This window comes from Microbulbifer elongatus (genome assembly GCF_020524885.1).
Lineage (GTDB): Bacteria > Pseudomonadota > Gammaproteobacteria > Pseudomonadales > Cellvibrionaceae > Microbulbifer > Microbulbifer elongatus_A.
In genome coordinates, this window is record NZ_JAIVKJ010000002.1 from 695510 (window position 1) to 721388 (window position 25879).

Below are 25879 nucleotides of genomic sequence, written 5' to 3' on the forward strand. Positions count from 1 at the left end.
CTATTCTCAATCTTGCGGAATTTCTTGTTTCAGTTTTTTGTCGACAACGCGTTTGGGGCCGCAGTGCGTGGCTGGCTGCTATACCGGCACCGCGCAGCGCGAGCAGGCGCGAATGCAGTAGGCCCCAATCGATTTGTCACTGGCTGTCGGCAACCAGCTTGATACAGTCGCCCAGCGCGCTTACCAGTCGATCGATTTCTTCCGGCTCGGCTACAAATGGCATGCCGAGCTGAATGGTGTCGCCACCGTAACGCACGTAGAAGCCCTTCTCCCACATCTTCATGGCGATCTGGTAGGGGCGCAGCAGGGGTTCGCCCGGTGCGGCCTCGATGGTGAGACCAGCGGCCACTCCGCAGTTACGGATGTCGGTGACCAGCGGGAGTCCTTGTAGCTGGTGTACGCGCTCCTCGAGCACGCCAGCCAGTTCGCTGGCACGGCTGAACAGGTTTTCTTTCTCCAGAATATCCAGGGAGGCGAGTGCAGCGGCACAGGCTACCGGGTGGGCGGAGTAGGTATATCCGTGGGGCAGTTCCAGCAGGTAGTCGTGCCCCCCCTGTTCCATAAACGTGTCGTAGATCTCCTGCTTGGCGATAACCGCTCCCATGGGGACAGCGCCATTGGTCAGCTGCTTGGCGGTGTTGATGATATCCGGCGTTACACCGAAGGCCTCGGCACCGGTGGCGGCGCCCATGCGGCCGAACGCGGTGATTACCTCGTCGAAGATCAGCAGGATGTTGTGTTGGTTGCAGATTTCACGCAGGCGCTTCAGGTAGCCCTTGGGCGGCGGCAGTACACCGGCTGAGCCGGCCATGGGCTCCACGATCACCGCGGCGATGTTGGAGGCATCGTGCAGGGCGATCAGTTCCAGCAACTCGTCTGCCAGGTGCGCGCCTTCCTCGGGCATGCCTTTGTTAAACTTGTTCTCTGGCAGCACAGTGTGGGCCAGGTGGTCGGCATCCACGGCGGTGCCGTACAGGGCGCGATTGGCTCCGATGCCACCGACACTGATGCCGCCGAAGTTCACCCCGTGGTAACCCTTGGCGCGGCCGATCAGTTTGGTCTTGGTGGGCATACCCTTTTTACGCCAGTAGGCGCGGGCGATCTTTAGCGAGGTCTCGGCAGACTCGGAGCCTGAGCCAGTGAAGAACACGCGGTTCAGCCCTTCCGGCATGAACTGGGTGATTCGCTCGGCCAGTTCAAAGGCCTTGGGGTGGCCGAACTGGAACGCCGGCGAGTAGTCGAGGGTCCGCAGCTGTTCGCTGACGGCATCGGCAATCTCTACGCGGTTGTGCCCCGCGCCGCAGGTCCACAGGCCGGACAGGCCATCAAAGATGCGGCGGCCGTCTGCGCTGGTGTAGTAGCAACCATCGGCACCAGTGATGATGCGCGGATCCTTCTTGAACTGGCGGTTGCCCGTGTAGGCCATCCAGTGGGCGTCCAGCTGTGCCTGGGTCAGCCCGGCGAACTTGTCACTCATTCTTATTCTCCCGGAAACACTCGGTATGACTGTGGAATACCAGTCACTGTAGGTGAGCTTTAATGTTGCATAAATTGCAATTTATCTACGTTTGGTTTCATATTGGTGAAACTATCTTTGAGGGGTATCCGATGGGACGCAAACAGGCCGCCTTGCTGGGCCAGCTGAGTGATATCGACCTGCGGTTGCTGCGGGTCTTCCGCGCCGTCGCGGAGGCCGGTGGCTTCTCGGCTGCCGAACTGGAGCTGAATGTCGGGCGCTCGACCATCAGCCGTCATATCAAGGATTTGGAGGTGCGTCTTGGGGTGACTCTGTGCCGACGTGGCCGCGCCGGGTTTGCCCTGACCGAGGAGGGGCGGCAGATTTACCAGGCGACCCTGAAGTTGCTCGCCTCCCTGGAGACATTCCGCGGCGAGGTGGCCGATGTCCACAAGCGGATGACCGGCCATATTTCCATCGCCCTGTTCGACAAGATGGTCACCAACCCCGCCGCGCACATCGCGGAGGCCCTGCGCAAGTTTGATGACCTGGCTCCGGAGGTGAGCCTGGATATCCACATCGAGCCCATCAACGAGGTCGAGCGTGGGGTCATGGAGGGGCGCTTCCAGCTGGGGGTTATCCCCACCCATCGAGCCTCTCCCAGCCTCGACTACCAGCACCTCTTTTATGAGCAGATGTACCTGTATTGTGGCTACCGCCACCCGTTTTTCGGCACTGCGGATATCTCCATTGATGATGATGCCGTCAGAGATTGCAAGTATGCCGGCCTGGGCTACCACTCACCGAATATGGAAGTGGGCAACAAACTGGGGCTGGAGCGGGATGTCACCGTCAACGATCAGGAGGCCATCGTGCATTGCTTGCAGTCAGGCCGTTATATCGGCTACCTGCCAGATCACTACGCGGAATCCTTTGTGAAGAAAGGCGAAATCCGTGCGATCTGCCCGCAACGCTATCAGTACCAGTGTGACTTCGTGGCAATTCAGCGGGTATCGCCGAAGCCTTCGCGGATTGTGAAGACTCTGTGGGATTGCTTGCAGGGGGCTCACCGATAAATACCGAGCGGATGAAAATGCTGGATTGTGCGGTGAGTGGAAGTGCCGACTGGAGTCTTTGCGGTAGGGCGAAGCGGGGGCGACGACGAGTGGAAGGTGGGGTTTGGTTGAAAAATGGTCTGCGGCGAGACGGGCGGTGATCGCCGATCGGCTGGGCCATGCCGGATACGCATCGGTAGAGGCGCTGACCCAGTCGGAGGGGCCGGCGCGAGGCGCGCCGGCGTTTCCGTTAAAGATTACTGACAGGGCTGGCTTAAAACTGGCGAGACCAGCCGAAGCGCAGCTGGTTCTGGCTCATGCTGAGCTCGGTCTCACCACCACCGAACGCCGCGGGAATAGCGTTGGCACCTTGCACAGTGTTCTCAAACGCATGGGCATAGGACACGGTGAACTCGCCGAGGCCAGTACGCCAATCGGCGCCGAGACTCACATGGTCTTCGACGACACCGGGGGCGAGGATGTTGATAAATGCCTCACTGTCCGGGATCGGCTGCTGTGCATGGCTGATACCACCGCGCAAAGTGATGTCATCAGTCAGGCCGTAGGCCGCTCCCAATTTGGTTACGTCCACATCCTGCCAGCCAAAGCCCGGGCCACCGTCGGCGCCCAGCGGCTTGCCCTCAAACAGCAGTCCCAGAGAGTTGCCCACAGATCCGGTTTCGCTGTACAGGATGCGCTGCCAGTCTGCGGCCAGCGTCAGGCGTGGCGTTGCATTCCAGCTGAGGCCCACCCCATAGTTCTCGGGGATATCGAAACCGCCGCCATCGGCGAACAGGCCCTGATAGCGATCAAATTCGCCGGTCTCAATACGGGAAGACCAGGTCAGCCCCAGGCTCAGCGTTTCGTGTACGCGACCGATCCATCCCAGCTTCACGCCCCAACCGTTCGATGTGTCGTGACCGCGATTGGTGACATCACCGGCACTGGCGGAAACATAGGGGTTGTCGAAAGCCTGCAGACCGGTGGCTTCAAATCGCTGTACCGCGAAGGTCGCGGCAATACCGAATGCGTGGTCCGGTGTCGGGCGGTAGGCCAGCGATGGGGTGATGAAGAGCTGGCTGAGATCCACACCTGCCGTGCCGCTGGAGCCGAATGCGGAAAATGGATTGTTCTGGTAGCCGGTGTTCATACCGCCATTGCCATAAACCGCGACCCCGTAGCTCAGGGTGGGTGTGAGCGTGCGCGTGTAGCCAATCTCGGGGATAGCGAAATGCTTCTTTTTGTTGGCGTCGTAACTGCCATCGGCGCCCGCCTGATTGCCGCGAATTCGGGCACTGCGGTCAGGGCTAAACCAGGTCAAACCGACATCCAGGCGATCGCCTACCAGTGCGGTGCCCGCCGGGTTGTTTGCGGCTGCCAGGGCATCCTGGGGCAGCGCGATGCTCACGCCCGCCATTGCCTGGGCCTTGGGGCCGACACCCTCGATAAAATAGCCATTGGTGGCGTGGGCGGAAACCGCGCTGAACAGGGCGGTCGAGGAAATGACTGCGGCGTGCAGTCGGGCAAACTTGGTTGTCATTGAAACTGCTTTTTACTGAGTGAGTTTCGCGCAAGGAGTTGGCGCGAATTACTTTGTTGGGGCGGGGATTCTAAAAGCAGCGTATGTTGGTGGGGAAATATGAAAAGTTTCTATGCTTATGCCGCCTTGCGGTTGATTTAACCGGGAAAGTGGCAGTCGCCAGGCTTGGCCTGGCGACTTTATGTAGAGATTCTTTTTTTAAAAGAAAATGAACTTGGCAACAAACAGTGCCGCCAGTGCGTAAACGGCAATGCTCACATCCCGCGAGCGCCCGCTCAGGGTTTTAATGGCGGCATAGGCGATAAAGCCGAGGGCGATACCGTTGGCGATGGAGAATGACAGCGGCATCATCACCGCGGCAATCACCGCCGGTGCGGCCTCGGTGATGTCTTCCCAGTCGATGGAAGACAGCCCGGAGGTCATCAGTACCGCTACATACATCAGCGCGCCGGCCGTCGCGTAGGCCGGCACCATGCCCACCAGCGGTGAGAAGAACATTGCCAGTAGGAACAGGCCCGCGCAGACCACTGCAGTCAGTCCGGTGCGGCCGCCTGCGGCAACCCCCGCGGTGCTTTCCACGTAAGTGGTGGTGGTAGAGGAGCCAATCAGGGATCCCACCGCAGAGGCGGAGCTGTCAGCCATCAGCGCTTTGCCCATACCCGGCAGCTGGCCGTTCTTGTCGAGCAATTTGGCGCGGTCGGCGGTGCTCAACAGTGTGCCGGCGGTGTCGAACAGATCCACAAACAGGAAGGCGAAGATCACACTGATCATGCCTACGTTAAAGGCACCCGCAATATCCAGCTGCAGGAAAGTTGGTGCCATGCTCGGCGGTGCAGAGACCAGGCCGCTGTACTGCACCTTGCCCATCAGCAGTGAGATACCGGTTACGATCAGGATGCCGATCATCACCGCACCCAGCATGCGGCGGTAAGCCAGTGCCGCAATCAGCACAAAGCTCAGTGCCGCCAGTACCGCATCGCTGGAGGTGATATCACCGAGGGTGACCAGGGTTGCCGGGCTAGCGGTAACAATGCCGGCACTTTTCAGTGCAATGATTGCGAGAAACAGACCAACACCCGCGGCCAGCGCCTGGCGCAGGGACATGGGAATACTGTCGATGACCCACTGGCGTACCTTGAAAATACTCAGCAGCAGGAACACCACGCCGGAAATAAATACCGCACCCAGTGCCACCTGCCAGCTGTAACCCATTTCTCCAACCACCACGTAGCTGAAGAAGGCGTTCAGGCCCATGCCCGGCGCGAGCGCAAACGGGTAGTTCGCGTACAGCCCCATGATCAGGCAGCCCACCGCGGCCGCAAGGCAGGTCGCGGTAAACACGGCGCCCTGGTCCATGCCCGCAGCGGCCATCACGTTCGGGTTAACGAAAATGATGTACGCCATGGTCAGGAAGGTGGTCAATCCTGCGATGACTTCCTGACGCACCGATGTCTGGCGCTCGGAGATTTTGAACAGGCGCTCGAGAATCGAGTTGGGTGCTGCTTTGTCGGCGGCACCCGTTGAGCTGAATTCAGTCATGGTTTTGCTCCGGCAATTAGAAGTGGTACTTCAGCAGCAGGTTGATATTGCGCTCGTTGGAATCGATACCGAAGGTGCCGTCCTTGATGCCGAACTTATCGTTCCAGTGCACATACTCGATACCGGCGTACAGTTTCTTCGGGTTACCACTGCGAGCGCCAAGATCCCACTTCAGCTGGGAAGTGAAGTTCATACTGGGGTGCGAATCGCGGGAGGCGCTGGTCCAGTCGATGAAACCGTCGTACAGGAATTCCTCACCACCCAGCTGGAACGGCAGGCCCCAGGCCAGAGTCAGCTGCTCGTTATCCGCCTTCTTTTCATTGTTACGGTGGTAAACGTTCGCTTGCAGGTAGGAGAAACCCGGTGCGTCGAGGTCAAAGCCGATACCGGCGAGCTTGTTGATAAAGCGCGGACCGGTTGCCGTCAGGCGGTCGGGGTCATCCATATTGCCGAGCTCAAGCTGGCCGGCGAGCAGTACATCCTTGATCGGTCCAAATTCCACATCGCGCTCACCCAGTTTGCCGAGGCTGAGGCGCGGCGAGATTTCGCCATACAGTTCGTTGGAGCCATCGTCGGAAGTGAGGTAATCACTAAACAGGAACAGGTCGCCCCAGCTGTGGCCGCTGGCGTGTTCGAAGGTAAATACGGTGCGGGTGCTATCGTCGGTAGAGAGGCTGTAATCGACCTCGTAGCCCTTGCCGTGCAGTGCGCTCAGGCTGTTGTCTTGCCAGAACATTTCGGCGTGGGCCATAAGTGAAGCCGAGAGGGCGATAAATCCGGAAGCGAGAACAGACAGGGGGCGTGGACAAGTCATCGGTACCTCTTAGCCAACAGCGCCGGCGATATTCGTGGGCGGTTAAAAAATAGGCGCGGAATTTACCGGATTTATGACCAGATTTCCAAGATTTTCACGCCAGTTATGCGCATTTTGATCGCACGCACAGAGACCGCCTGGTTTTATGCGGAGAATAGGTGTGTGATTTGGCGGGAATGAGGGAAATTTTCCTATTCGGGCGCGCTTCGATACTTGCCGCGAACACCGCTGCCGGTGACGGATACGCGGTCTACTAAAATACTTCAGCCCCGCAAGTGAACCCCATTTTCTTATTCAAAGGACTGGTTATGAAATCCAACTGCATGCACCTCGCCATTCCGGCTGGTGACTTGAACGTCACAAAAGCGTTTTATTGCGACGTCCTGGGCTGCAAATCTGGTAATAGCGAAGAAGGGCGCTGGGTGGATATCGACTTCTGGGGCAATGAGCTGACCCTGCACCAGAGCGAGGAGCAGTTGCCCAATGTGCGCCACGAAGTGGATATGGGTGCCGTGGCCGTACCGCATTTCGGAGCGCACCTGCCGGACGCGGAGTTTCAGGCACTCAAAGCGCGCATCGAGGCCGCGGGGCTAGAGTATCTGGACAAGCCGTATCGCCGATTCGTGGGAGACGAGTACGAGCAGGAGACTTTTTTCATCAAGGACCCCAATGGCAACGTTCTGGAAATGAAGTCCATGGTGAACCCGGAGCTGATGTTCAAATAAGTTCGGTGCTTCCGCTACGGAAGGCCCTGTAGCAGCATTGACTCGATATACTGGTCGCCATTCTTTCGACGACCTCAAATTCCTATGTCCAGCAAAATTGAAGCCGTAAACCTTTCCACTCAGGCCGCAGAACCTGGCCCAGCCTCAAGCATGAGTGCGCGGGAGATGATGGCGGCCCTGTGGCAGTTTATGCGGCCGTACAAAAAAGTCTTGCTGGGTGCGGGCGTGGCGCTGGTATTCACCGCCGGTATTACCCTCGCCATCGGGCAGGGAGTGAGGTTGCTGGTAGATAACGGCCTCACTGGCGACTCCAGTGATGAACTGGCCCACTGGGTTCTCGTTCTTCTGGGGCTGGCCTGGTTTATGGCAATGGGTACCTATGCGCGGCATTTCCTCGTGTCATGGCTTGGCGAGCGGGTGGTGGCAGATCTGCGCAAGGCGGTGTTTGACCACATCGTAACTCTGCACCCGAGTTATTTCGAGACCAACCGCAGTGGCGAGATTATGTCCCGCCTCACCACCGATACCACACTGTTGCAACACATCATCGGTACGTCGTTTTCCATGGCGCTGCGCAGTGCGCTGATGTTTGTGGGTGCGCTGATTCTACTGCTGGTCACTAACCTGAAGCTGAGCCTGATGGTGCTCGTTGGGGTGCCGTTAGTGCTGTTGCCGATCGTGCTCTACGGCCGCCGGGTACGGAAGCTCTCCAAGGCCAGCCAGGATTCCATTGCGGACGTTGGCAGTTATGCCGGTGAGATTATCCAGCACATCAAGACCGTACAGAGTTACACCCGCGAGGCCGCAGAAATGCAAGCCTTTGCCGCGGAGGTGGAAACCGCCTTTGATGTCGCCAAGCGGCGTATTCGCCAGCGCTCCCTGTTGATCGCAGTCGTGATCCTGCTGATGTTCGGCGCGGTGAGCGGCCTGCTGTGGGTGGGCGGCAACGATATGATTGCCGGCCGCATGAGTAGTGGCGACCTCGCCGCCTTCGTGTTCTACGCGGTGATGATGGGCTCCGCAGTAGCCACCATCTCAGAAGTGTACGGCGAGCTGCAGCGCGCCACCGGTGCCACCGAGCGCCTGATGGACCTGCTGCACGTGAAGTCGGAGATTCCCGTCGGCAAGCTGGGCCCGGACCTGGAGATGCCCAAGGTAGAGGGCCCAGGGCGGGTGGAGTTCGAGGCGGTGGATTTCAGCTACCCGACGCGGCTGGAGCACCCGGCGATCCATCACCTGGATCTGGATGTACCCGCAGGGAGAAGCCTGGCACTGGTGGGCCCCTCTGGCGCAGGAAAATCCACTTTGCTGGAGCTGTTGCAGCGTTTCTACGATCCACAGGGTGGCCGTATCACTCTGGATGGGATCGATATCCGGGAAATGGACACCGCTACCCTGCGCAGTCAGATCGCTGTGGTGCCACAGCAACCGGCCCTGTTCACCGCGGATGTCTGGTACAACGTCCGCTACGGGAAACCGGATGCGAGCGATGAGGAGGTGATCGCTGCCGCCAAAGCGGCCCATGCCCACGAATTTATTGAGCAGTTACCGGAGGGCTACAACAGTCATCTGGGTGAGCAGGGCACACGCCTCTCCGGTGGTCAGAAGCAGCGCATCGCTATTGCCCGCGCTATCCTCACGGACCCCAAAATTCTGCTGCTGGACGAAGCCACCAGCGCGCTGGATGCCGAGAGTGAATACCACGTGCAGCGGGCACTTGAGGCGCTGATGCAAAATCGAACCACTATCATCATCGCTCACCGGCTGGCGACGATTCTGCATGCGGACAGTATTGCGGTATTGGATAAAGGGCGGTTGGTGGCGCAGGGTAGCCACAGGGAACTGATCGGGGTATCACCGCTGTACAAGCGGTTGGCAGAATTGCAGTTTCAGGAATCAGAGCGATAAGCGGAACGGAAGACAAACACAGCACAAACAAAAACGGGCCCCGAAGGGCCCGTTTTCACATCTGTAGGGGATTAAACCACTACGATGTTTTCAGCCTGCGGGCCTTTTTTGCCTTGAGTTACGGTGAACTCAACGGCCTGGCCTTCGGTCAGGGTGCGGAAACCGCTGCTGGAGATGGCGCTGAAGTGTGCAAACACGTCCGGGCCGGACTGCTGCTCAATAAAGCCAAAACCTTTTGCTTCGTCGAACCACTTAACGGTTCCGGTTACAGTATTGGACATAACTAATTCCTGAAATTAAAAAGAGTGTGCCTACGAGAGGCGGGTGGTGCTTGAGGTAAAGGCTCTTAGTAACTGCAGGACACGGATACATCGAGGCGTGGCATTGCGAGTACGACAGCAAAATAGCGGTATCTGTAAAAGTCTTTCTTTCTAGCAGGGTGCACTGTATAGGTAACTGGCCGCCCTGTCCATAAATTGCTCAATAAATAGTCGCATTATGCGCAACTTTTACCGTCATACCGCGCCATGGTTGATTTTCAGGCCGCCCGGGCTTCCGCGCGTGCCCGATCGGTCAGGTATTCGTCGTAGGTGCCCTGGAAGTCGTAAAGGCGACGGTCTTTGATCTCCAGTACTCGGGTTGCTAACGACGACACGAATTGGCGGTCGTGGCTGACAAAGATCAGTGTGCCCTCGTACTGGGACAGCGCCTTGTTGAGGGCTTCGATGGATTCCATATCCAGGTGGTTGGTCGGTTCGTCCATGATCAGCACGTTGGTGTCCATCATCATCAGTTTGCCGAACAGCAGGCGGTTCTTCTCACCACCCGAGCAAACCCGTGCTTTCTTGTTGGCATCGTCCGCGGTGAACAGCAGGCGCCCTAGCATACCGCGTACCGCGAGGTCATCATGCTTGGGCGTGCGCCATTGGGACATCCATTCGAAGATGGTCAGGTCGTTGTCGAAATCCGCACTGGCGTCCTGCGGGCAGTAGCCGATGGCTGCGTTCTCGGACCACTTCACCACTCCACTGTTGGCCTGGAGCTGATCTACCAGGCAGCGCAGGAGGGTGGTCTTGCCCACGCCATTCTCGCCGATTACCGCCAGGCGTGCGCCGGCTTCCAGGATCATCTCGCCATCAGCAAACAGGGGCTCATTGGCAAACCCGTGGGCCAGGCCTTCGAGAATCAGTGCCTGGCGGTGCAGTTTCTTGCTTTGCTGGAAGGTGATGTAAGGCTTTACCCGGCTTGAGGGTTTTACCTCCTCCAGCTTGATCTTTTCCATCTTCTTCGCTCGCGAGCTGGCTTGCTTGGCCTTGGAGGCGTTGGCGGAGAAGCGGTTCACGAAGGACTGCAACTCTTCCAGCTCGGCGGTCTTCTTAGCGTTCTCCGAGTGCAGCTGCTCCTGGATCAGGGTGGAGGCTGCAACAAAGTCCTCGTAGTTGCCCGGGAAGATACGCAGCTCGCCGTAATCGATATCTGCCATATGGGTGCAGACCTGATTGAGGAAGTGGCGATCGTGGGAAATGATGATCATGGTGGAGCGGCGCTGGTTCAGCACTTCCGCCAGCCAGTGGATGGTGTGGATATCCAGGTTGTTGGTGGGTTCGTCCAGCAGCAGGATGTCCGGATCCGCAAATAGCGCCTGTGCCAGCAGCACCCGCACTTTCCAGCCCGGGGCCACCTGTTTCATGGAGCCGAAGTGCAGGGACTCCTCGATACCCGCTTCCAGCAGGATCTCGCCCGCGCGGCTCTCCGCGCTGTAACCGTCCAGCTCGGCGAACTGTACCTCCAGGTCGGCCACGCGCATGCCCTCTTCCTCGCTCATCTCTGGCAGCGAGTAAATGCGGTCGCGTTCCTGTTTGATCTCCCACAGGCGCGAATCGCCCATGATCACCGCGTCGACCACCGAGTATTCCTCGAATGCGAACTGGTCCTGGCTCAGGATGCCGACTGTACAGCCTGGCTCGATGGAGACATTACCGGCACTCGGTGCCAGCGCACCGCTGAGAATTTTCATGAAGGTCGACTTGCCACAGCCATTGGCTCCGATCAGGCCGTAGCGGTTGCCGTTGCCGAACTTGGCGGAGATATTTTCAAACAGAGGCTGGGCACCAAACTGCATGGTGATATTGGCGGTGGTGATCAAGAGAGTATTTCCGGGGGCTTGTGGGGGTGGGCCGAAGGGTGATGAATAACCTCGATGAGGCCCGTCGCTCCGGGAGCTATGACGGGCCGCGCACTATAAGGGCTTGGGGCGGGAGTGTCGAGAATTTGAGCAAAACTAACCGCGACAGCGCCGCGGCTATCGGTGCTATCTCAGAAGCTTGCCACGGTCGCCAGCCCGGCGACCGCAGTCGCGAAGCCAAGCATGATCAGATAGACCACACCGAGTAGCGAATACTTCAAAGCGGTCAGTGGCCAGCTCTGCCGGTATACGCGCTTCTGCATCAGTAGCAGGTAAACCGGCACCCACAGGGCAAGCGCGAGCAGCCCCAGGTTGAATGCCGTGTGAACCAGTGTATCTGGCTCAGTGAGCCAGGCGCGCAGGTCGAGCAGCAGCACAGACAGCAACAGTGCGAGCGACAGGAATGCGTGGCTGTGGAGCGCAACGATCAAGTGCTCCATGTACAGGCGTCGGCTGAACAGGTACAGCAAGCTCAGACTCAGTGCGAAAATCGGCAGCATGATAAACAGTGCGGAGGGAATGACTCCGAACAGGGCATCCTTCAACAGATTCGGGTTTTCCTGGATACGGGCGAGATTCATCGTCAGCCGCGCACTTTGCCGATCAAACCAGGCGTCCACTGCTGATGGCACTGCATCGGTGTCGGCGTGCTGGGTTTGTGCCGGAGTCTGCTCGGTCAGCTTCCCTGCGGCTTGCGGGTCCAGCTGTACAATGCGCAGGTTAGTCTGCTGGTGCAGTATCTGCTCCACGCCAAGCAGCAACTCGTTGACACCCGGCAGATCGCCACTGTCCTGCTGAACCTCGTGAATCTCTTGTAATGCCTGGTCGCGTAGACGCAACACCTCGTCCACGGTGGTCGCGGCGGCAATGCTGCTTTCCACATGGTCCAGATTAAAGCCTGCCATGGCCTTGGTCGTGCTATTCGGGTTGATTGAAACCGAACTGCCCCAGTCGCTACTGAGGTTGGCGGCAAAAAACGCCGTCAGGCACAGAAATACGAACAGCCGCACCGGACTGACATAGCGCACACGCCGACCGGCAAAGTATTCATTGGAAAGAAAGCCAGGTTTCAACAGCAGTGGTCCGAAGGTGCGTGCTATGCGTGAGTCCAGGCCGAACACCGTGCTGAAAAAATCTCCGATTAGCTCGGGGAACTGCCGCACCAGACTTTTTTCCGGCTGGCCGCAGGCATAGCAATGGGGGCCGAGCAGTGGCGCTGTACAGTTCGCGCAGTGGGTAATCAGGGTGGTTCCTTCTGAGGTTTCGCAACCGGGATCTGTTTCAGAGCCATGGCGTTGGGCTAACGGGTGCGGCTCCGGAACCTCAGGTTCCTCTACTGGCAGGGTGTCTGATTGATGCATTTTCTGTGGTGTTATTAGGCAGACGCAGGCAGGGAATGTCATCCGTTGTCTGTGATCAATAGTAGGCGTGCGATATCGCCGATCGTTTACATGTTAATAATAAGTAGATTCATGCCTAAAGAATACCATCGTACCAATTAGGGTGCGTTGTGGTGATTCTTATTATCTCGGTAGCGCACAGCGTGTAATGACATTGTAAGTATATGTAATCGATTTGTTATTTTCTCTATCCGCGATAAATCTTATTTAATTCAGACAGTTGCATCGTGCGTTTCAGGAACGTGGTCTCGGTTAAAAATAACTGTCGCGGAACGCATTTTTGAACTGTTGTCAGAAAAAAACATTCACTGATATTCTCGCCGCGCGCTCAGGATTTCTAGGAAGGATTCAGAAAACTGTCCAGCGTAAACGACCGCCATAACCCGTTCGTACCCAAATAGCGAGAAAAGGATTTTAGTGATGCCAGATACCAATAATGAGCCCAAGGCAATTCAGTTCAGTGAAGCGGGGCAGCCCGCGAAAATCAATTATCAGGTACCCCTGCCCGGTGCGCACACCGGACGACGGATCATGGAACTGGATCTCGGCTTGAATGCCAACGATTTCACCTCCCAGGCAAAGTCGGCGGGAACTTCCTACAAGGATTACCTGGGTATAGATCCCAAGGTGAAAGACGGCCTGATTCCCAATGACACGAATGTGAAAAATTTTCTGAGTGAGAGTATTCATCGTATCAGTACCCGGGTTACCCGACTGCCAGTCGATGTAAAGCCACCGCGCGCTGGGATAGACAATTCCGTTACCAACAAAAGTGGTGGCAAGCAGATGCACACCATCGCGGCGCTGAACAATATCGTCGACCCGGAAGTATTCAAGGAAAATATTCGATCTGGGGTAGTCATGGTGCCCACCGTGGGCTGGGCCGGGAACCTGCTGTATACCCCGCACCCGGTCGAATCATCGGAGAAGCCGAAGATATTCCTGGTAGAGCGTTATGGCGTTAGCTCCTTCCTGGGAGACTACGGTATGGGCAAGACGGTAAAGACCTTTACCTTGCTGCCCGGTGAAACCACCCGTATCTCCATGCGTACCTGGCAGAGCACCAAGGAAAGCCGCGAGGAGTCTTCCAGTATTATTGATTCTCACGAGCAGTCCGCCCGCGAGCGCTTTGCCGACAAAATCCAGAACGAGACCACTGACAAGCAGACCAAATCCAAAACCGAGGAGTGGCACGTGGAGGCAGAAGTTTCCGCCAGCTGGGGCTTCGGCAGCGCCAGTGTTTCCGGTGGGGGCAGTGGTGAGTACTCCAGTGGTCGCGAGCAGTTTGCCAAGCAGGCCGCGGAGTCCGTAAAGGAACATGCCGCCGAGTCCTCCAGCAAGCGCGAGATGTCGGTAACCAGTAGCTCAGAACGCGAGGAAGAGTCCGGTTCGGAAACGATCATCGAGCGCACCATCAGCAATGCGAATATGCGCCGGGTGCTCAACTTTGTATTCCGCGAATTGAATCAGGAATACATTACCAAGTTGCACCTGAAAGACGTGCGGGTGGCGTTTACCAATGGCCGTCGCGATTCCTGGCGCGAAGTGCCGATCTCCGGCCTGCGGGGCTTTCTGGAAGAATTTGTGGTTGCCAGTAAAATCCCGGAAACCGCCCGCGCCATCCTGAAAATCGCAGGCTATATTGCCGACCGCGAAGATGTCATGGTGCCGACCCTCGAACGCGTAAACCTCGTGGATCACGGCACCCGTATCGAAATCGAGCCGGCGACGCTGGATGCGAATGGCGAGTTCCCGGTACCCACGGCCACCAGCTACTACCGTTTCAAAACAGGGCCGCTGCGCCAGGAGGAATCCAGCAACCCGGTTGATGGCGTCTTGTTGAATGACTCGCGAATCACCATGCGCACTGACAGCGTGATTGTCGAGGCCCTGCTTGGCCAGGCGGATGCACTGGACGAGTATGCAATGACGATACAGCGCGCGGCGGCGAACAAGGAGACCCTGGCCAATGAGCGTGAGCGGATTGTGCAGCAGGCAATTGCCGACGCAAAACTGGAAGATCGTCTGGAAACCATCGTTGACCTGAATCGCATCTGCAGTACCGAGCCGGTTGAATAAGGAGGACGCCAACATGCCTCCAAGACATCCAGTCACCGATGTGCAGCCGTTGCTTAATGCCGCGGAACTGACGCAGACCCCGGTGGCAAATACCAAGGTGGCCTCCGGTGGTGCCGCTTCCGCGGCGAAGGGGCCGTCGGTTAATACGTTGCTGCTTTACGATAGCGTAGATAGTGAACTCAGTAAGTTTGCACCAATATTGGCGCGTGCATACTACCCCAAGGCGAAGCTGGTGGGTGTGAAATCACTGGCCGAGTTAGCCGCAGCCCTGAGCAAATACAGCAGTATCGATACACTGGTCATCGACGTACACTCGGGGCCGGGCTACCTGCTGATTGGCAATGGAAGTCCCTCGACCAAATCGGTGCAAACTGCCCTGGCGAAAACCGGTGTTGTTGTAAAGTCGAAGATCGTGTTTGAAGGTTGCCAGATCATGCAGGACCCGATCGATACCTGTCAGATGGTGGAAAATATTTGTGGTCCGAAAACGCAGGTTTCCGGTTTCACTTATTTCAGTATTTCCAATACCTTCACGATCGACTTCAGCGACTTCCATGACCCAATGGAAATCCAATCTTACTACGATGGTTTAACCATGGAGTATATGGTGCCTGGACTTCCCAGCGCGAAGGATTCCACGGACAAAGTGGTCACCCATGGCCGGCGCTGGTTCCGGAGTGAATTTGATAACACGCTGCCGGAAGAAGCACCCGGTGCGCGGATCAAGAGCCTGCAGGATTTGCAGGACTACCGGATCAACAGTGCGCAGGATGCTCGACAGGCGCAGCAGGACTTCTCGGGGCCAGTTGTGCCCGGGGCGAGGGTGACGGTCACGGATGTTGCTGCGGTGGCGCAGGCAAATACCCTGCAATCGCCAACACCGGTACCGGCTGATCCCTGATCTCACGTAAAAATAAAAAGGGGCGGTGGTGTCGGCCGCCGTCCCTTTTTATTGTCTGCCCATATCTGTTTTAGCCTGCCTTCCCCTAACTTTATGGTAGCCCCTGTTTATATACGCTTTCGGTCTGTTGCAATCGCTGGTTCAGCTCGGACATCGGTGCCTGGTCCACGGTCAGCCAGCCCTGCGCCGCTCGATCCAGATCGGCAATCAGCAATATCACCACCGAGAAGGAAAATGCCAGCACCAGCGTGATTTGTAGGGAGCCGCGCCGTCCTACTCCGAGCTGAAAGCCGATGCCAAACATCGCCATTGCTGTGACCAGCGCCAGGGCCCCCCATATAGGGCCGGGAATGCGATAGCGGGTGCCTACATGAAGCCGCGAGGTGTTGTAATCGATCACATCATTGAGTGATTCCATAAATCTGCCAAGCCTGACGGCGTCGTACTGCTGGTCATTGAGTTCCGCCACAATCCTCCAGAGCTCATCGTGAATCGCTTCGCTTCGCTCCATCCGCTGCGGGAAGTCACGGGTATCTTTGGGGTCAATATCGCGGGTTGCCGCATATTCTGCCAGTAACGTGCGCGCGGTCCGCTCTTGCTGTTGGGGCAGTAGGTCGGATCGCAGGTAGGTGGTGGATATGGCATTCACTTCATCCAACAACAATGCCTTGCGTTGTAGAAAGCGCTCGGCTGTCGAATTGAAGGTAAACGCGAGCAGAAATGCCAGTAACCCGAGAATTGCTGCAACGGCACTGCCGATGGAGGCATCACTGAGCTGGCCTTTACGCGCGCTGAAACGGCCGAACCAGTTACCCACCAGCATGGAGATAAGCACCAACAGAACGGATAGTCCGCCGAATACTGGCAACGAAAGCTGGTTTAAGGGATCGGTGAATGACATACAGATAACCTGTGTTTACAGCAATATTGGCCCATATTGTCCGAGTTTGCTGGCGAGGGTGGCCGGCAGCTCACTACCCGTTGGTCTGCTAACCTGCTAGTCAAGGTGTTCCGGGTAGCTTCCACTGAATGAGGCGCCAGTGGAATACAGGCTGTGTAAAACTGGCGGGGATTATGGTGAAAGCATCTGACTTGTTCGTTCGCGCCCTGGAGGCGGAAGGTGTTGAGTTTGTCTTCGGTATACCCGGTGAGGAAAACCTGGACTTGCTGGAGTCCCTGCGCGGTTCAAAAATAAAACTGATCATTGGCCGCCATGAACAGGCCTCTGGATTTATGGCTGCCACTTATGGTCGCCTTACCGGTAACTCCGGTGTTTGTCTCTCTACCCTGGGGCCCGGTGCTACCAATCTGGTAACTGCCGCCGCCTATGCGCAACTTGGGGCCATGCCCATGGTGATGGTTACCGGCCAGAAGCCTATCAAAAGCTCCAAACAGGGCCAGTTCCAGATCATCGATATCGTCGACATGATGCAGCCACTGACCAAGTTCACCAAAGTCATCGTCAGTGGCGACAATGTACCGGCGTACGTGCGCGAGGCATTCCGTCACGCGGAGGAGGAGCGGCCCGGTGCCACGCACCTCGAGCTGCCCGAAGACATTGCGCGCGAACACTCCACCATGCCGGTATTGGAACCGAGCTTTACCCGCCGCCCCATTGCCGAAGAAAAGGCAGTACGCCAGGCTGCAGAAGCCATTGCCGCGGCGCGCAAGCCGCTTTTGCTAATCGGTGCGGGCGCCAATCGTAAACTCACCGCCAAAATGCTGCGCGAGTTGGTGGAAAAGCTGGGTATACCAGCGGTGACTACCCAGATGGGCAAAGGGGTGATCGATGAGGCCAGCAGCAATTTCATCGGTAATACGGCGCTCTCCGATGGCGACTTCGTGCATCGTGCCATCGATCAGGCAGACCTCATCATAAACGTCGGCCACGACGTGGTGGAGAAGCCGCCGTTCTTCATGCGTCCCGGCGGCCCGGCTGTGGTGCATATCAACTTCAGCTCCGCGCAGGTGGACCCGGTGTACTTCCCGCAGATAGAAGTGGTGGGGGACATTGCCAACAGCCTGTGGCAGCTCAAGGAGCGGCTGGAGCCGCAAGAACACTGGAGCTTTGCCGACGCACACCGCATTCGAAATGCGTTGCAAAAGCACATTCAGGAAGGCGAGCAGGAGCAGGGTTTCCCGATCAAACCACAGCGGCTGGTCAAGGAAGTGCGCGATGCGGTGCCGGCCGATGGCATCATCGCGCTCGATAATGGCATGTACAAGATATGGTTTGCGCGCAACTACCAGGCTCATGCCCCGAACACGGTATTACTCGACAATGCGCTGGCCACCATGGGTGCCGGTCTGCCATCTGCCATGGCCGCCAAGCTGGTATACCCGGAGCGCAGTGTGCTCGCTATCTGCGGCGATGGCGGCTTTATGATGAATTCGCAGGAGCTGGAAACAGCGGTGCGGCTGAAGCTGGATCTGGTAATACTGATCCTCCGGGACGATGGCTACGGCATGATCAAATGGAAACAGGCGCAGATGGACTTTCACGATTTTGGCCTGGACTTCAACAACCCGGACTTTGTTGCCTATGCCAAATCCTACGGCGCCAGCGGGCACCGCATCGAGGCAACTGCGGAATTGCGCCCAACCATCGAGCGCTGCATGAGCCAGGGCGGTGTGCACCTGATCGATGTCCCCGTCGATTACCAGGATAACGACCGGATACTGAATCGAGAAATCCGCGAGCTATCGCGCAAGGTCTAGGGTAGTCAAAGGGAAATTAAAATTATCGCCCAAAATCGTTCGTAGATAACCAGCCCCCTCTGCCGTGTGCAGCCAGGCCAGTACGCCAATATTAGCGAGCACTGTAAGCCAGAAAATAAAGCGAAACGGCTGCTTCCGGGCTTTATGTCGCAATCTATGTCGAGCCAGCAGTGCGCCGGGCCATCCGCCCAAAAGGGCCAGTACATGCAGAGTGCTCTCTTTCTTTCGTCAGCCACCGTTGCGCGCCGCTGACTTATCCAGGTAATAGAAAAGATAGGTCAGCAGGCTCATGGCAATGTAAAGCAGCACTATACCTGGCGGTAGCCTCCCGAATACTGCCGAAATGGCAAGTAGTCCGATAAATACCAGGGCGAACAGTACCGGTCGGATCAATTGGTACCTTTTACACAGACATAGACCGAGTTAGTAGAGTCGGCACTCATGAAGGGGTTGTAAAAAGAAATTACATGGGATTCAACTGACTCGAACACCGTTTTGAGCAGCGCTTCGAAGTCTTTCTCCGGCAGGTTCTGTGACCACATGGCGAATACGCCGTGAGGTTTCAGTTGTCGGGCCATCCGGGTCAGATTTTCGGTGGTATAGAAGCTCGCATTATCGGCATTCAGGTACTCGGTCGGGGAGTGATCAATATCCAGCAATATTGCGTCAAACTTTCTCTGCGGATTCTCTGGATCAAACCCTGTGTCGGCAAGGGTGGCGAGGTCGAAGAAGCTCCCGTGTACATAGCGATTGCGGGCATCGGCATTCAGCTCTTTACCCAGAGGCACCAGCTCGTCCCGGTGCCAGCCGATGACTGTATCCAGTGCCTCGACCACCAGCAGTTCGTCAATACGGGTGTCTTGCAGAGCCGCCACCGCCGTATAGCCAAGGCCCAGTCCACCGACCACCACACTGAGGTTGTCGCCCTGAACCTGCGCCAGGCCAAGTCTCGACAGCGCCTCTTCCGCTTCTACAAACATGCTGGACATAAGGAATTCCTCGCCCAGCTTCACTTCGTAAATATCTCGCTCGCCCAGCGCCGGAATGCGCCGCCGTCGCAGAGAGATCTCCCCTAGCGGAGAGGCCTGGCTGTCGATTTCTTCAAATAATAAGGGCATGGTGAATAGCTTCTTAGGCAGGCATCAGTGAAACTTCAAGTTTCCTGTCACCTTGCGCAGAGTAAATGGTGATGTTGAATCGCAGGCCGAGCTCTCTGTTAGAGCGCGTAGCGTGCTATGTAGTGTGCAATATCCATCAAGCGTGCCTTGCCACTGAACTCAAAGCGCACCTTGCCCAGCGCCGAGAAATGCAGTTCTAGCTCGCTGTCGATATCGAAGGTGCCAGAGGTTTCAACCGAGTAAGCAACGATATTTTTGTAGGGCAGGGAGGTAAAATCTTTCTTGCTTCCGGTGATGCCCTGAACATTCACCGCGATAATCCGCTTGCTGGTAAATACCACGCCATCGCGCATGGACTTGAAAGAGTCCAGCACTTCTTCACCGTCGAGCAATAACGGCGCGACTTTTTCTGCGAAACCAGCGTTTTGCTTGAGTTTGAACAAGCTTTTGTTTTCGAAATCGATCATGGGGCCTTCGCTACTTTTGGTGCTTCGAGGAATGAGCCGACAGAGAATGCCATAACTTCGCAGTAGTAAATAGTCCCTTGGGTGTGCGGGAATAATGGAGTCTAGGTTTAACGTTAAGCCTTGATTTTGCTCGATACTCCGAAGGGTGCAACACTAGCGGAGAATGCAGGAGCTGCTAATGTAGTTGCATAAGTTCGATAAACGGGCTGGGCTCAATGCGGCCTTCAGTCTGAAGGGAACCTCTGTGCTTCTATTTCTGCTTCACAGTTGGCAATGGATGTGCCAAATCAGGTTATTTAACCAATCATCGATCATCATGCTTGGCCGCAGTCTTTTCGTGGTGCTCCCTGTCTGTGAGTATTTGCACGCCGCGGATGGTGTAGATTTATCCCCTATCTCCTATGAGCAAGCGGTTCTCCAGAGCCTGCAGCAGCACCCGGAACTCGCGGGATACGAGTTTCGCCTTCAGGCCGCAGACGCGATGGTTCGCCATTCTGCGATAGGGCCTCGTCCAGAATTGGGGCTTGAAATCGAAGACGTTGCCGGTACCGGCGATATCAGTGGAGTAAGCAGCGCGCAGACCACCCTGGGTGTGAGCTGGTTGTTACAGTGCGACGTAATCGACAAGCGGGTTCAGGCCGCACGCAGCAAAGTCTCGATGATCGATACGCAACAGCAAATTGCCGCGCTCGATATCGCGGCGGATTCCGCACGCTACTTTCTCCAGGCTCTCGCGCATCAGGAGCGACTATCTTTAGCACGACAGGCGGTGGCACAGGCGCAGAAAGGCCTGGTTGACATCAAACAGCACGTAAGCGCAGGCAAATTACCGCAGGCCGAAGCATCCCGCGCAATTGCAGAGCTGGAGCGAAGAAGCCTTGCCGCAGAAGATGTGGAACATGAATACGCCATTGCCAAACACCAGCTTGCCGCGCAATGGGCAGCGCGCGCGCCCACGTTCTCGGCGCTAGATGGTACCTTGTCGACTCCCATTCCCACCGTCGATATCCAGTATTTACGTCAGCAGGTAAGAGAAAACCCCAAACTGGCGCTATTTATCAATCGTGAGCGTATTGCCGATGCGGAGATCGAGCTTGCCAGGGCTGAGGCTGGGATACAGTGGCAAATCGAGGCCGGTATCCGACGTCTGGAGGCCAGTGATGATTACGGTTTCGTAGCCGGCGTCGCTATTCCCATCGGCCGCCGTGACCGCAACTCCGCTCGTATTGCTGCACTGCAGGCAGAGCAAAATCAATATCGTGCGGAGCGCCACGCCGAGGAGGTTGCGCTGGAAACCCGTGTGTATGTGATGGCCGAGCAGCTCCGCCACAGCCGGCATGTCGCAGAATCGATGGAGCAGCGCATTATCCCCAGTATGCAGCAGGCGCTGTCTGACACGCAGCATGCATACCAACAGGGTAAGTACAGCTACTACGAACTGGCCTCAGCGCAGCAGGACCTGATCGACGCTCGCTTGTCCTACCTTGAGGCCCAGTACACCGCCTATCTCTACCTGATCGAAATTGAGCGACTTACCGGTTTGCCGTTAGCAGGCTCAACGGGTTACGCGAAGTGAAAGACTCGGTAACGCTATTCTTAACGCTCGTTTTTCTCGCTCCGTTATTTTTCGCAGTGAGTGGAAGTGCATACTCGGCAAATGCGGAAGCCAGTGACGAGGTGGCGGAGGAGGTAGAGCAAGAAGTCGGCCCGAACCATGGCCGCATGCTCCGCAGCGGAGATTTTGCGGTCGAGCTCGCTATCGTTGAATCCGGTACACCGCCGGAGTTCCGAGCCTGGGTAACGGACAAGGGGAAGCCCGTTGCACCGCAGAAGGTGGGGCTTACCCTGATGCTGACGCGGCTCGGTAATGTGCGAGAGCCTGTCGGCTTCACAGCCGGCGAGGAGTATCTCCGTAGTGCAGAAACCATCGGGGAGCCACACTCCTTCATCGTAACCGTCAACGCGCAATATCAAGGGCAACGCTATGAATGGAAATACGAGACTTTCGAGGGGCGCTCGCAAATAGAGGCCGCCATTGCAAAATCCATGGGTATCAAGACTGCCATTGTCGGCCCTGCGGTACTGAGTGAAGTCATCAGGGTCTATGGCAAGGTAGTGATGAACCCGGAGCAAACCCGCGAGGTACGGGCACGATTCGACGGCACCGTGGAATCGGTGAAGGTGGGGTTGGGTGAACGTGTTGCCAAAGGACAACCGGTACTCGCCATCAACAGTAATGAAAACCTGAAAACCTATACGGTCTACGCGCCAATCGATGGGGTAGTTTTGCAGCGCAATGCGAACCCGGGGGAGCAGTCCGGCGGGCGAGATCTGCTGGTGATTGCTAACGACACCGCACTGCTGGCCGAACTCGATGTATTCCCATCGACGCGCAGCCGTATTCAGGTGGGCAATCCTGTAAAACTGATGGTTCGCGGTTTGCGCACGCCCATCGAAGGTGTTGTCCAGCAGGTCTCGCCGGTTATTCAAGCCAATCAGTCGACGACCGTGCGCGTGTCGTTGAAGGGGGGAGCAAAAAGCCTGGCGCCAGGACGGTTTGTCACTGGTGAGATTCAGGTGGCGAGCTACAAGGTACCATTGGCGGTAAAGCGCAGGGCGATTCAGACCTTTCGCGATTTCGACGTGGTCTATCAGCAAGCCGGTGATGTGTACGAGGTGCGGATGCTGGACCTGGGACGGGAATCCGGAGACTGGGTGGAAGTTCTGGGTGGTATAGAAGCCGGTGCCCGATACGTGGTAGAAAACAGTTACATCATCAAAGCGGATATCGAAAAATCCGGCGCCGCGCACGAGCATTGAGGTCACCGGATGCTCGCCTTCATTATTCGCACCTCCATACAGAACCGAGCCCTGGTACTCGCCGTCGTGCTGTTGTTGTGCGGCATTGGTATCTGGAACTTCACCCGGTTGCCCATTGATGCGGTGCCGGACATTACCAATATACAGGTGGTAATTAACACGGAAGCGCCGGGTTTCACCCCGCTGGAAGTAGAGCAACGTGTAACCTACCCGGTAGAGAGTGCGATGGCCGGGTTGCCAAAACTCGCCTATACCCGGTCGTTGTCCCGCTACGGCCTCTCTCAGGTCACCATTATTTTTGAAGACGGCACCGACATTTACTTTGCCCGCCAGCTGGTAAATGAGCGGCTTACTGCTGCGCGCAACAACCTGCCGCAGGGGTTGGAACCGGAGCTGGGGCCGATTTCCACCGGCCTGGGTGAAATCTTTATGTTCACGGTGGATGCAGAACCGGGCTCCGTCGACCAGCACGGCAACCCGATTACCACCACCGACCTGCGCACCGTCCACGACTGGATTATTCGCCCGCAATTGCTGCGCGTGCCAGGTGTGGTGGAGGTCAACCCCATCGGCGGATACAAGCGGGAAATCCTTGTATCTATTGAGCCGGACAACCTTCTCGCCTTCGGCCTCACACCACAGGACCTGGTTAAGTCCATACAGGCCAACAACGAAAACCGGGGTATTGGATTTATCGAATACAACGGTGTGCAGTGGCTGATGCGTGTTCCCGGCCAGGCGCAAACTCTAAATGCAATGGAAGATTTCCTGGTAGCGGAGAAGGATGGTGTACCCATACGCCTCGGCGACGTTGCCCGCATTGGCGAGGGCCGGGAGATGCGTACCGGTGCCGCTACCCAGAACGGCCGTGAGGTCGTTATGAGCACGGTGTTTATGCTAATCGGCGAGAACAGCCGCACTGTGGCACATGCTGTGGGCGAAAAGCTGGAGGCGGTAAAAGCGAGTCTGCCTCCCGGTATTACCGTTACCGCCGTGTATGACCGCACCGGACTGGTGGATAAAACCCTGCACACCGTGCGCACCAACCTGATAGAAGGGGCGGCGCTGGTCATCGTTATTTTATTTTTGTTGCTAGGCAATATCCGCGCGGCCATCCTTACCGCGCTGGTGATTCCCATCGCGATGCTGATGACCGTTACCGGTATGGTGCAAACCCGCGTCAGCGCCAACCTGATGAGCCTTGGCGCACTGGATTTCGGCCTGCTGGTGGATGGGGCAATCATCATTGTCGAGAACTGCCTGCGTCGCCTGGGGCAGGCTACAGAGAATGGTGGCGAGCTGGAGCTCGATGAGCGGCTGGAAATTGTATTTCGCTCCACCCGCGAGGTGATTCGCCCGGCGATGTTTGGTGTATTTATTATTACCGCGGTGTACCTGCCGATATTCGCGCTCTCGGGGGTAGAAGGCAAAATGTTCCACCCGATGGCGACCACCGTGGTGATCGCGCTGATCTCGGCCATGCTGCTCTCCATCACCTTCGTCCCTGCCTGTATCGCGCTCCTTTTCCGCAAGCCCGTGGTGGAAAAAAAGCACCTGGTTCTGGACCTGATGCGCAAGGCCTATCGCCCCGTGCTGGAATTTTCCATTCGGCTGCGGCTGATAGTGGTATTGGGGGCTGCGGCACTGGTAGCGCTTTCTGCTGTGGCGGCGACCAGGCTGGGCAGTGAATTTGTCCCCAACCTGGATGAAGGGGACATCGCCATGCATGCTTTGCGTATCCCCGGCACCTCGCTGGAGCAGGCGATTGCATTGCAGGAATCACTGGAGTCGCGCATTAAGGAGCTGCCCGAGGTCGAGCGCGTGTTTGCCAAACTCGGCACCGCAGAAGTCGCTACCGATGCGGTGCCCCCCAGTGTGGCCGACAACTTTATCATCATGAAACCTCGGGACCAGTGGCCGGATCCCGATAAACCCAGGGCGCAGCTGGTCGAGGAGCTGGCGGCCCTGGTGGAACCCATTCCCGGCAACCGCTATGAATTCCTTCAGCCAATCCAGATGCGCTTCAATGAGCTGCTTGCCGGTGTGCGCTCAGAACTGGCAATCAAGGTGTTTGGCGACGACTTCGAGCAGCTGACCGTCCTCGGTCAGGCGATCGAGCGCGCAATCTCCGATGTCGACGGCATTGCCGATATTCAGGTCGAGAAAATAACAGGGCTACCGCTGCTCACGGTACAGCCAGATCGGCCCGCGCTCGCGCAACATGGGTTGGATGTCGATCAGGTGCAGCAACAGCTAGCCACTGCGATGAAGGGCACTACCGCTGGGCAGTTATACGAGGGGGATCGGCGCGTCGACATCGTTGTGCGGCTGGCCGAAAGCCGCCGCACGGATCCATTAGAACTGGCCAGCCTGCCGTTACACCGTACTGACGGCAGCTATGTACCACTAGAGGAGGTCGCCGAGGTTCAGCTAGTGGAAGGCATCAATCAGGTCTATCGCGAAAACAGCAAGCGGCGGTTGGTCGTTACCGCCAACGTGCGTGGCAGGGACCTGGGCAGCTTTGTCACAGATGTGCAGCAGCGTGTGAGCCAGGTAGAGATACCGCCGGGCTACTGGCTCGAATATGGCGGCACCTACGAGTCCCTGCGATCCGCTTCGCAGCGACTTGCCATTGTTGTGCCGTTGACCCTCGCGCTGATCATGGGATTGCTGTTGCTCGCACTTGGGTCAGTGCGCGATGCCATTGTCATCTTTAGCGGCGTGCCACTCGCACTGACGGGCGGGATATTTTCGTTATTAATACGTGAAATCCCGTTTTCCATTTCCGCCGCCGTCGGTTTTATTGCCCTCTCGGGTATTGCCATTCTCAATGGGCTGGTGATGGTCGCCTTCTTCCGGGATCTCCGCGAGCACGGCTACAGTCTTGAGCAGGCAATCATCGAGGGTGCGCAAATTCGATTGCGTCCGGTACTGACTACCGCGCTGGTGGCATCGCTCGGGTTCCTGCCTATGGCGCTCAATACTGGTATCGGCTCCGAAGTTCAGCGACCGCTGGCTACGGTCGTTGTCGGCGGTATTATTTCATCCACTCTGTTAACGTTACTGGTGCTGCCAGCACTATACCGGCTGGCGTATGGTCAAAGAGAGAGACCAGCGATGGGCTCGACACAAGAGATCGGCAATCGGTCATAAA

Annotated in this window: 20 protein-coding genes and 1 pseudogene; 9 read left to right on the forward strand and 12 right to left on the reverse strand. The window is 57.0% G+C overall.

Annotated elements, in window-relative coordinates:
• Window positions 1–136 precede the first annotated feature (136 nt).
• The gene (locus LC059_RS10365; protein ID WP_226703779.1) at window positions 137–1477 is read right to left on the reverse strand and encodes an aspartate aminotransferase family protein; all 1341 of its coding nucleotides are present in this window, start codon (window positions 1475–1477) and stop codon (window positions 137–139) included.
• Between the two features lie 62 nt (window positions 1478–1539).
• Between LC059_RS10365 and LC059_RS10370 the strand changes: the two genes are divergently transcribed.
• On the forward strand, window positions 1540–2532 hold the full coding sequence (locus tag LC059_RS10370; protein ID WP_226703780.1) for a LysR family transcriptional regulator: 993 nt from the start codon (window positions 1540–1542) through the stop codon (window positions 2530–2532).
• A gap of 253 nt (window positions 2533–2785) precedes the next feature.
• Here the strand turns inward: LC059_RS10370 and LC059_RS10375 are convergent, their stop codons facing one another.
• The 3 genes from LC059_RS10375 to LC059_RS10385 all read right to left on the reverse strand — a co-directional run bounded on the left by LC059_RS10375 (window position 2786) and on the right by LC059_RS10385 (window position 6404).
• Window positions 2786–4051, reverse strand: coding sequence for an OmpP1/FadL family transporter (locus tag LC059_RS10375; RefSeq protein WP_226703781.1), 1266 nt, complete (start codon window positions 4049–4051; stop codon window positions 2786–2788).
• A gap of 198 nt (window positions 4052–4249) precedes the next feature.
• Window positions 4250–5590 (reverse strand): NCS2 family permease, encoded by a 1341-nt coding sequence (locus LC059_RS10380; protein ID WP_226703782.1) that lies wholly within the window; start codon window positions 5588–5590, stop codon window positions 4250–4252.
• Window positions 5591–5606: 16 nt separating this feature from the next.
• Window positions 5607–6404, reverse strand: a complete 798-nt coding sequence (locus LC059_RS10385) for an outer membrane protein OmpK (protein WP_226703783.1) — start codon at window positions 6402–6404, stop codon at window positions 5607–5609.
• A gap of 308 nt (window positions 6405–6712) precedes the next feature.
• On the opposite strand from LC059_RS10385, the gene LC059_RS10390 reads away from it, so the two are divergent.
• Both LC059_RS10390 and LC059_RS10395 read left to right on the forward strand, forming a co-directional pair.
• On the forward strand, window positions 6713–7129 hold the full coding sequence (locus LC059_RS10390; RefSeq protein ID WP_226703784.1) for a VOC family protein: 417 nt from the start codon (window positions 6713–6715) through the stop codon (window positions 7127–7129).
• 84 nt (window positions 7130–7213) lie between these two features.
• Window positions 7214–9037 carry an ABC transporter transmembrane domain-containing protein gene (locus LC059_RS10395; protein ID WP_413231554.1) on the forward strand — a complete coding sequence of 608 codons (1824 nt, stop codon included), beginning with the start codon at window positions 7214–7216 and terminating at the stop codon, window positions 9035–9037.
• A gap of 71 nt (window positions 9038–9108) precedes the next feature.
• Here the strand turns inward: LC059_RS10395 and LC059_RS10400 are convergent, their stop codons facing one another.
• From LC059_RS10400 to LC059_RS10410, 3 genes are all read right to left on the reverse strand, one after another.
• Window positions 9109–9318, reverse strand: coding sequence for a cold-shock protein (locus tag LC059_RS10400; RefSeq protein ID WP_066960971.1), 210 nt, complete (start codon window positions 9316–9318; stop codon window positions 9109–9111).
• Window positions 9319–9575: 257 nt separating this feature from the next.
• Window positions 9576–11183, reverse strand: a complete 1608-nt coding sequence (locus tag LC059_RS10405) for an ABC-F family ATPase (protein WP_226703785.1) — start codon at window positions 11181–11183, stop codon at window positions 9576–9578.
• Between the two features lie 170 nt (window positions 11184–11353).
• Window positions 11354–12583 (reverse strand): DUF3667 domain-containing protein, encoded by a 1230-nt coding sequence (locus LC059_RS10410; RefSeq protein WP_226703786.1) that lies wholly within the window; start codon window positions 12581–12583, stop codon window positions 11354–11356.
• Between the two features lie 459 nt (window positions 12584–13042).
• Between LC059_RS10410 and LC059_RS10415 the strand changes: the two genes are divergently transcribed.
• Together LC059_RS10415 and LC059_RS10420 are read left to right on the forward strand one after the other, a co-directional pair.
• Window positions 13043–14701 carry a hypothetical protein gene (locus LC059_RS10415; RefSeq protein WP_226703787.1) on the forward strand — a complete coding sequence of 553 codons (1659 nt, stop codon included), beginning with the start codon at window positions 13043–13045 and terminating at the stop codon, window positions 14699–14701.
• A gap of 13 nt (window positions 14702–14714) precedes the next feature.
• Window positions 14715–15602, forward strand: coding sequence for a hypothetical protein (locus tag LC059_RS10420; RefSeq protein WP_226703788.1), 888 nt, complete (start codon window positions 14715–14717; stop codon window positions 15600–15602).
• A 91-nt stretch (window positions 15603–15693) separates the two neighbouring features.
• Here LC059_RS10420 and LC059_RS10425 read toward each other — a convergent pair whose 3' ends face one another.
• Window positions 15694–16503, reverse strand: a complete 810-nt coding sequence (locus tag LC059_RS10425) for a hypothetical protein (protein WP_226703789.1) — start codon at window positions 16501–16503, stop codon at window positions 15694–15696.
• Between the two features lie 173 nt (window positions 16504–16676).
• On the opposite strand from LC059_RS10425, the gene LC059_RS10430 reads away from it, so the two are divergent.
• A complete protein-coding gene (locus tag LC059_RS10430) occupies window positions 16677–18320 on the forward strand; it encodes an acetolactate synthase large subunit (protein WP_226703790.1) in 1644 nt (547 codons plus the stop codon).
• On the opposite strand, the pseudogene LC059_RS18115 reads toward LC059_RS10430, so the two are convergent.
• From LC059_RS18115 to LC059_RS10450, 4 genes and pseudogenes are all read right to left on the reverse strand, one after another.
• Window positions 18303–18536, reverse strand: a pseudogene (locus LC059_RS18115) (DUF1294 domain-containing protein); the annotation flags it as partial. The gene LC059_RS10430 and the pseudogene LC059_RS18115 sit on opposite strands and share 18 nt — an antisense overlap.
• A 12-nt stretch (window positions 18537–18548) precedes the next feature.
• Entirely contained in the window at window positions 18549–18713 is a 165-nt protein-coding gene (locus LC059_RS10440) for a hypothetical protein (RefSeq protein WP_226703791.1), read from the reverse strand.
• A complete protein-coding gene (locus LC059_RS10445; RefSeq protein WP_226703792.1) occupies window positions 18710–19438 on the reverse strand; it encodes a spermidine synthase in 729 nt (242 codons plus the stop codon). Before LC059_RS10445 ends, LC059_RS10440 begins: the two co-directional genes overlap by 4 nt.
• Before the next feature lie 98 nt (window positions 19439–19536).
• Window positions 19537–19905 carry a PH domain-containing protein gene (locus LC059_RS10450; RefSeq protein ID WP_226703793.1) on the reverse strand — a complete coding sequence of 123 codons (369 nt, stop codon included), beginning with the start codon at window positions 19903–19905 and terminating at the stop codon, window positions 19537–19539.
• 337 nt (window positions 19906–20242) lie between these two features.
• Between LC059_RS10450 and LC059_RS10455 the strand changes: the two genes are divergently transcribed.
• The 3 genes from LC059_RS10455 to LC059_RS10465 are packed head-to-tail and all read left to right on the forward strand — an operon-like array spanning window position 20243 to window position 25878.
• Window positions 20243–21481, forward strand: a complete 1239-nt coding sequence (locus LC059_RS10455; protein WP_226703794.1) for a TolC family protein — start codon at window positions 20243–20245, stop codon at window positions 21479–21481.
• A 56-nt stretch (window positions 21482–21537) separates the two neighbouring features.
• Window positions 21538–22725: an efflux RND transporter periplasmic adaptor subunit gene (locus tag LC059_RS10460; RefSeq protein WP_226703795.1), complete on the forward strand. Its 1188-nt coding sequence runs from the start codon at window positions 21538–21540 to the stop codon at window positions 22723–22725.
• Between the two features lie 9 nt (window positions 22726–22734).
• On the forward strand, window positions 22735–25878 hold the full coding sequence (locus LC059_RS10465) for an efflux RND transporter permease subunit (RefSeq protein WP_226703796.1): 3144 nt from the start codon (window positions 22735–22737) through the stop codon (window positions 25876–25878).
• The last annotated feature ends 1 nt before the right edge of the window (window position 25879 follow it).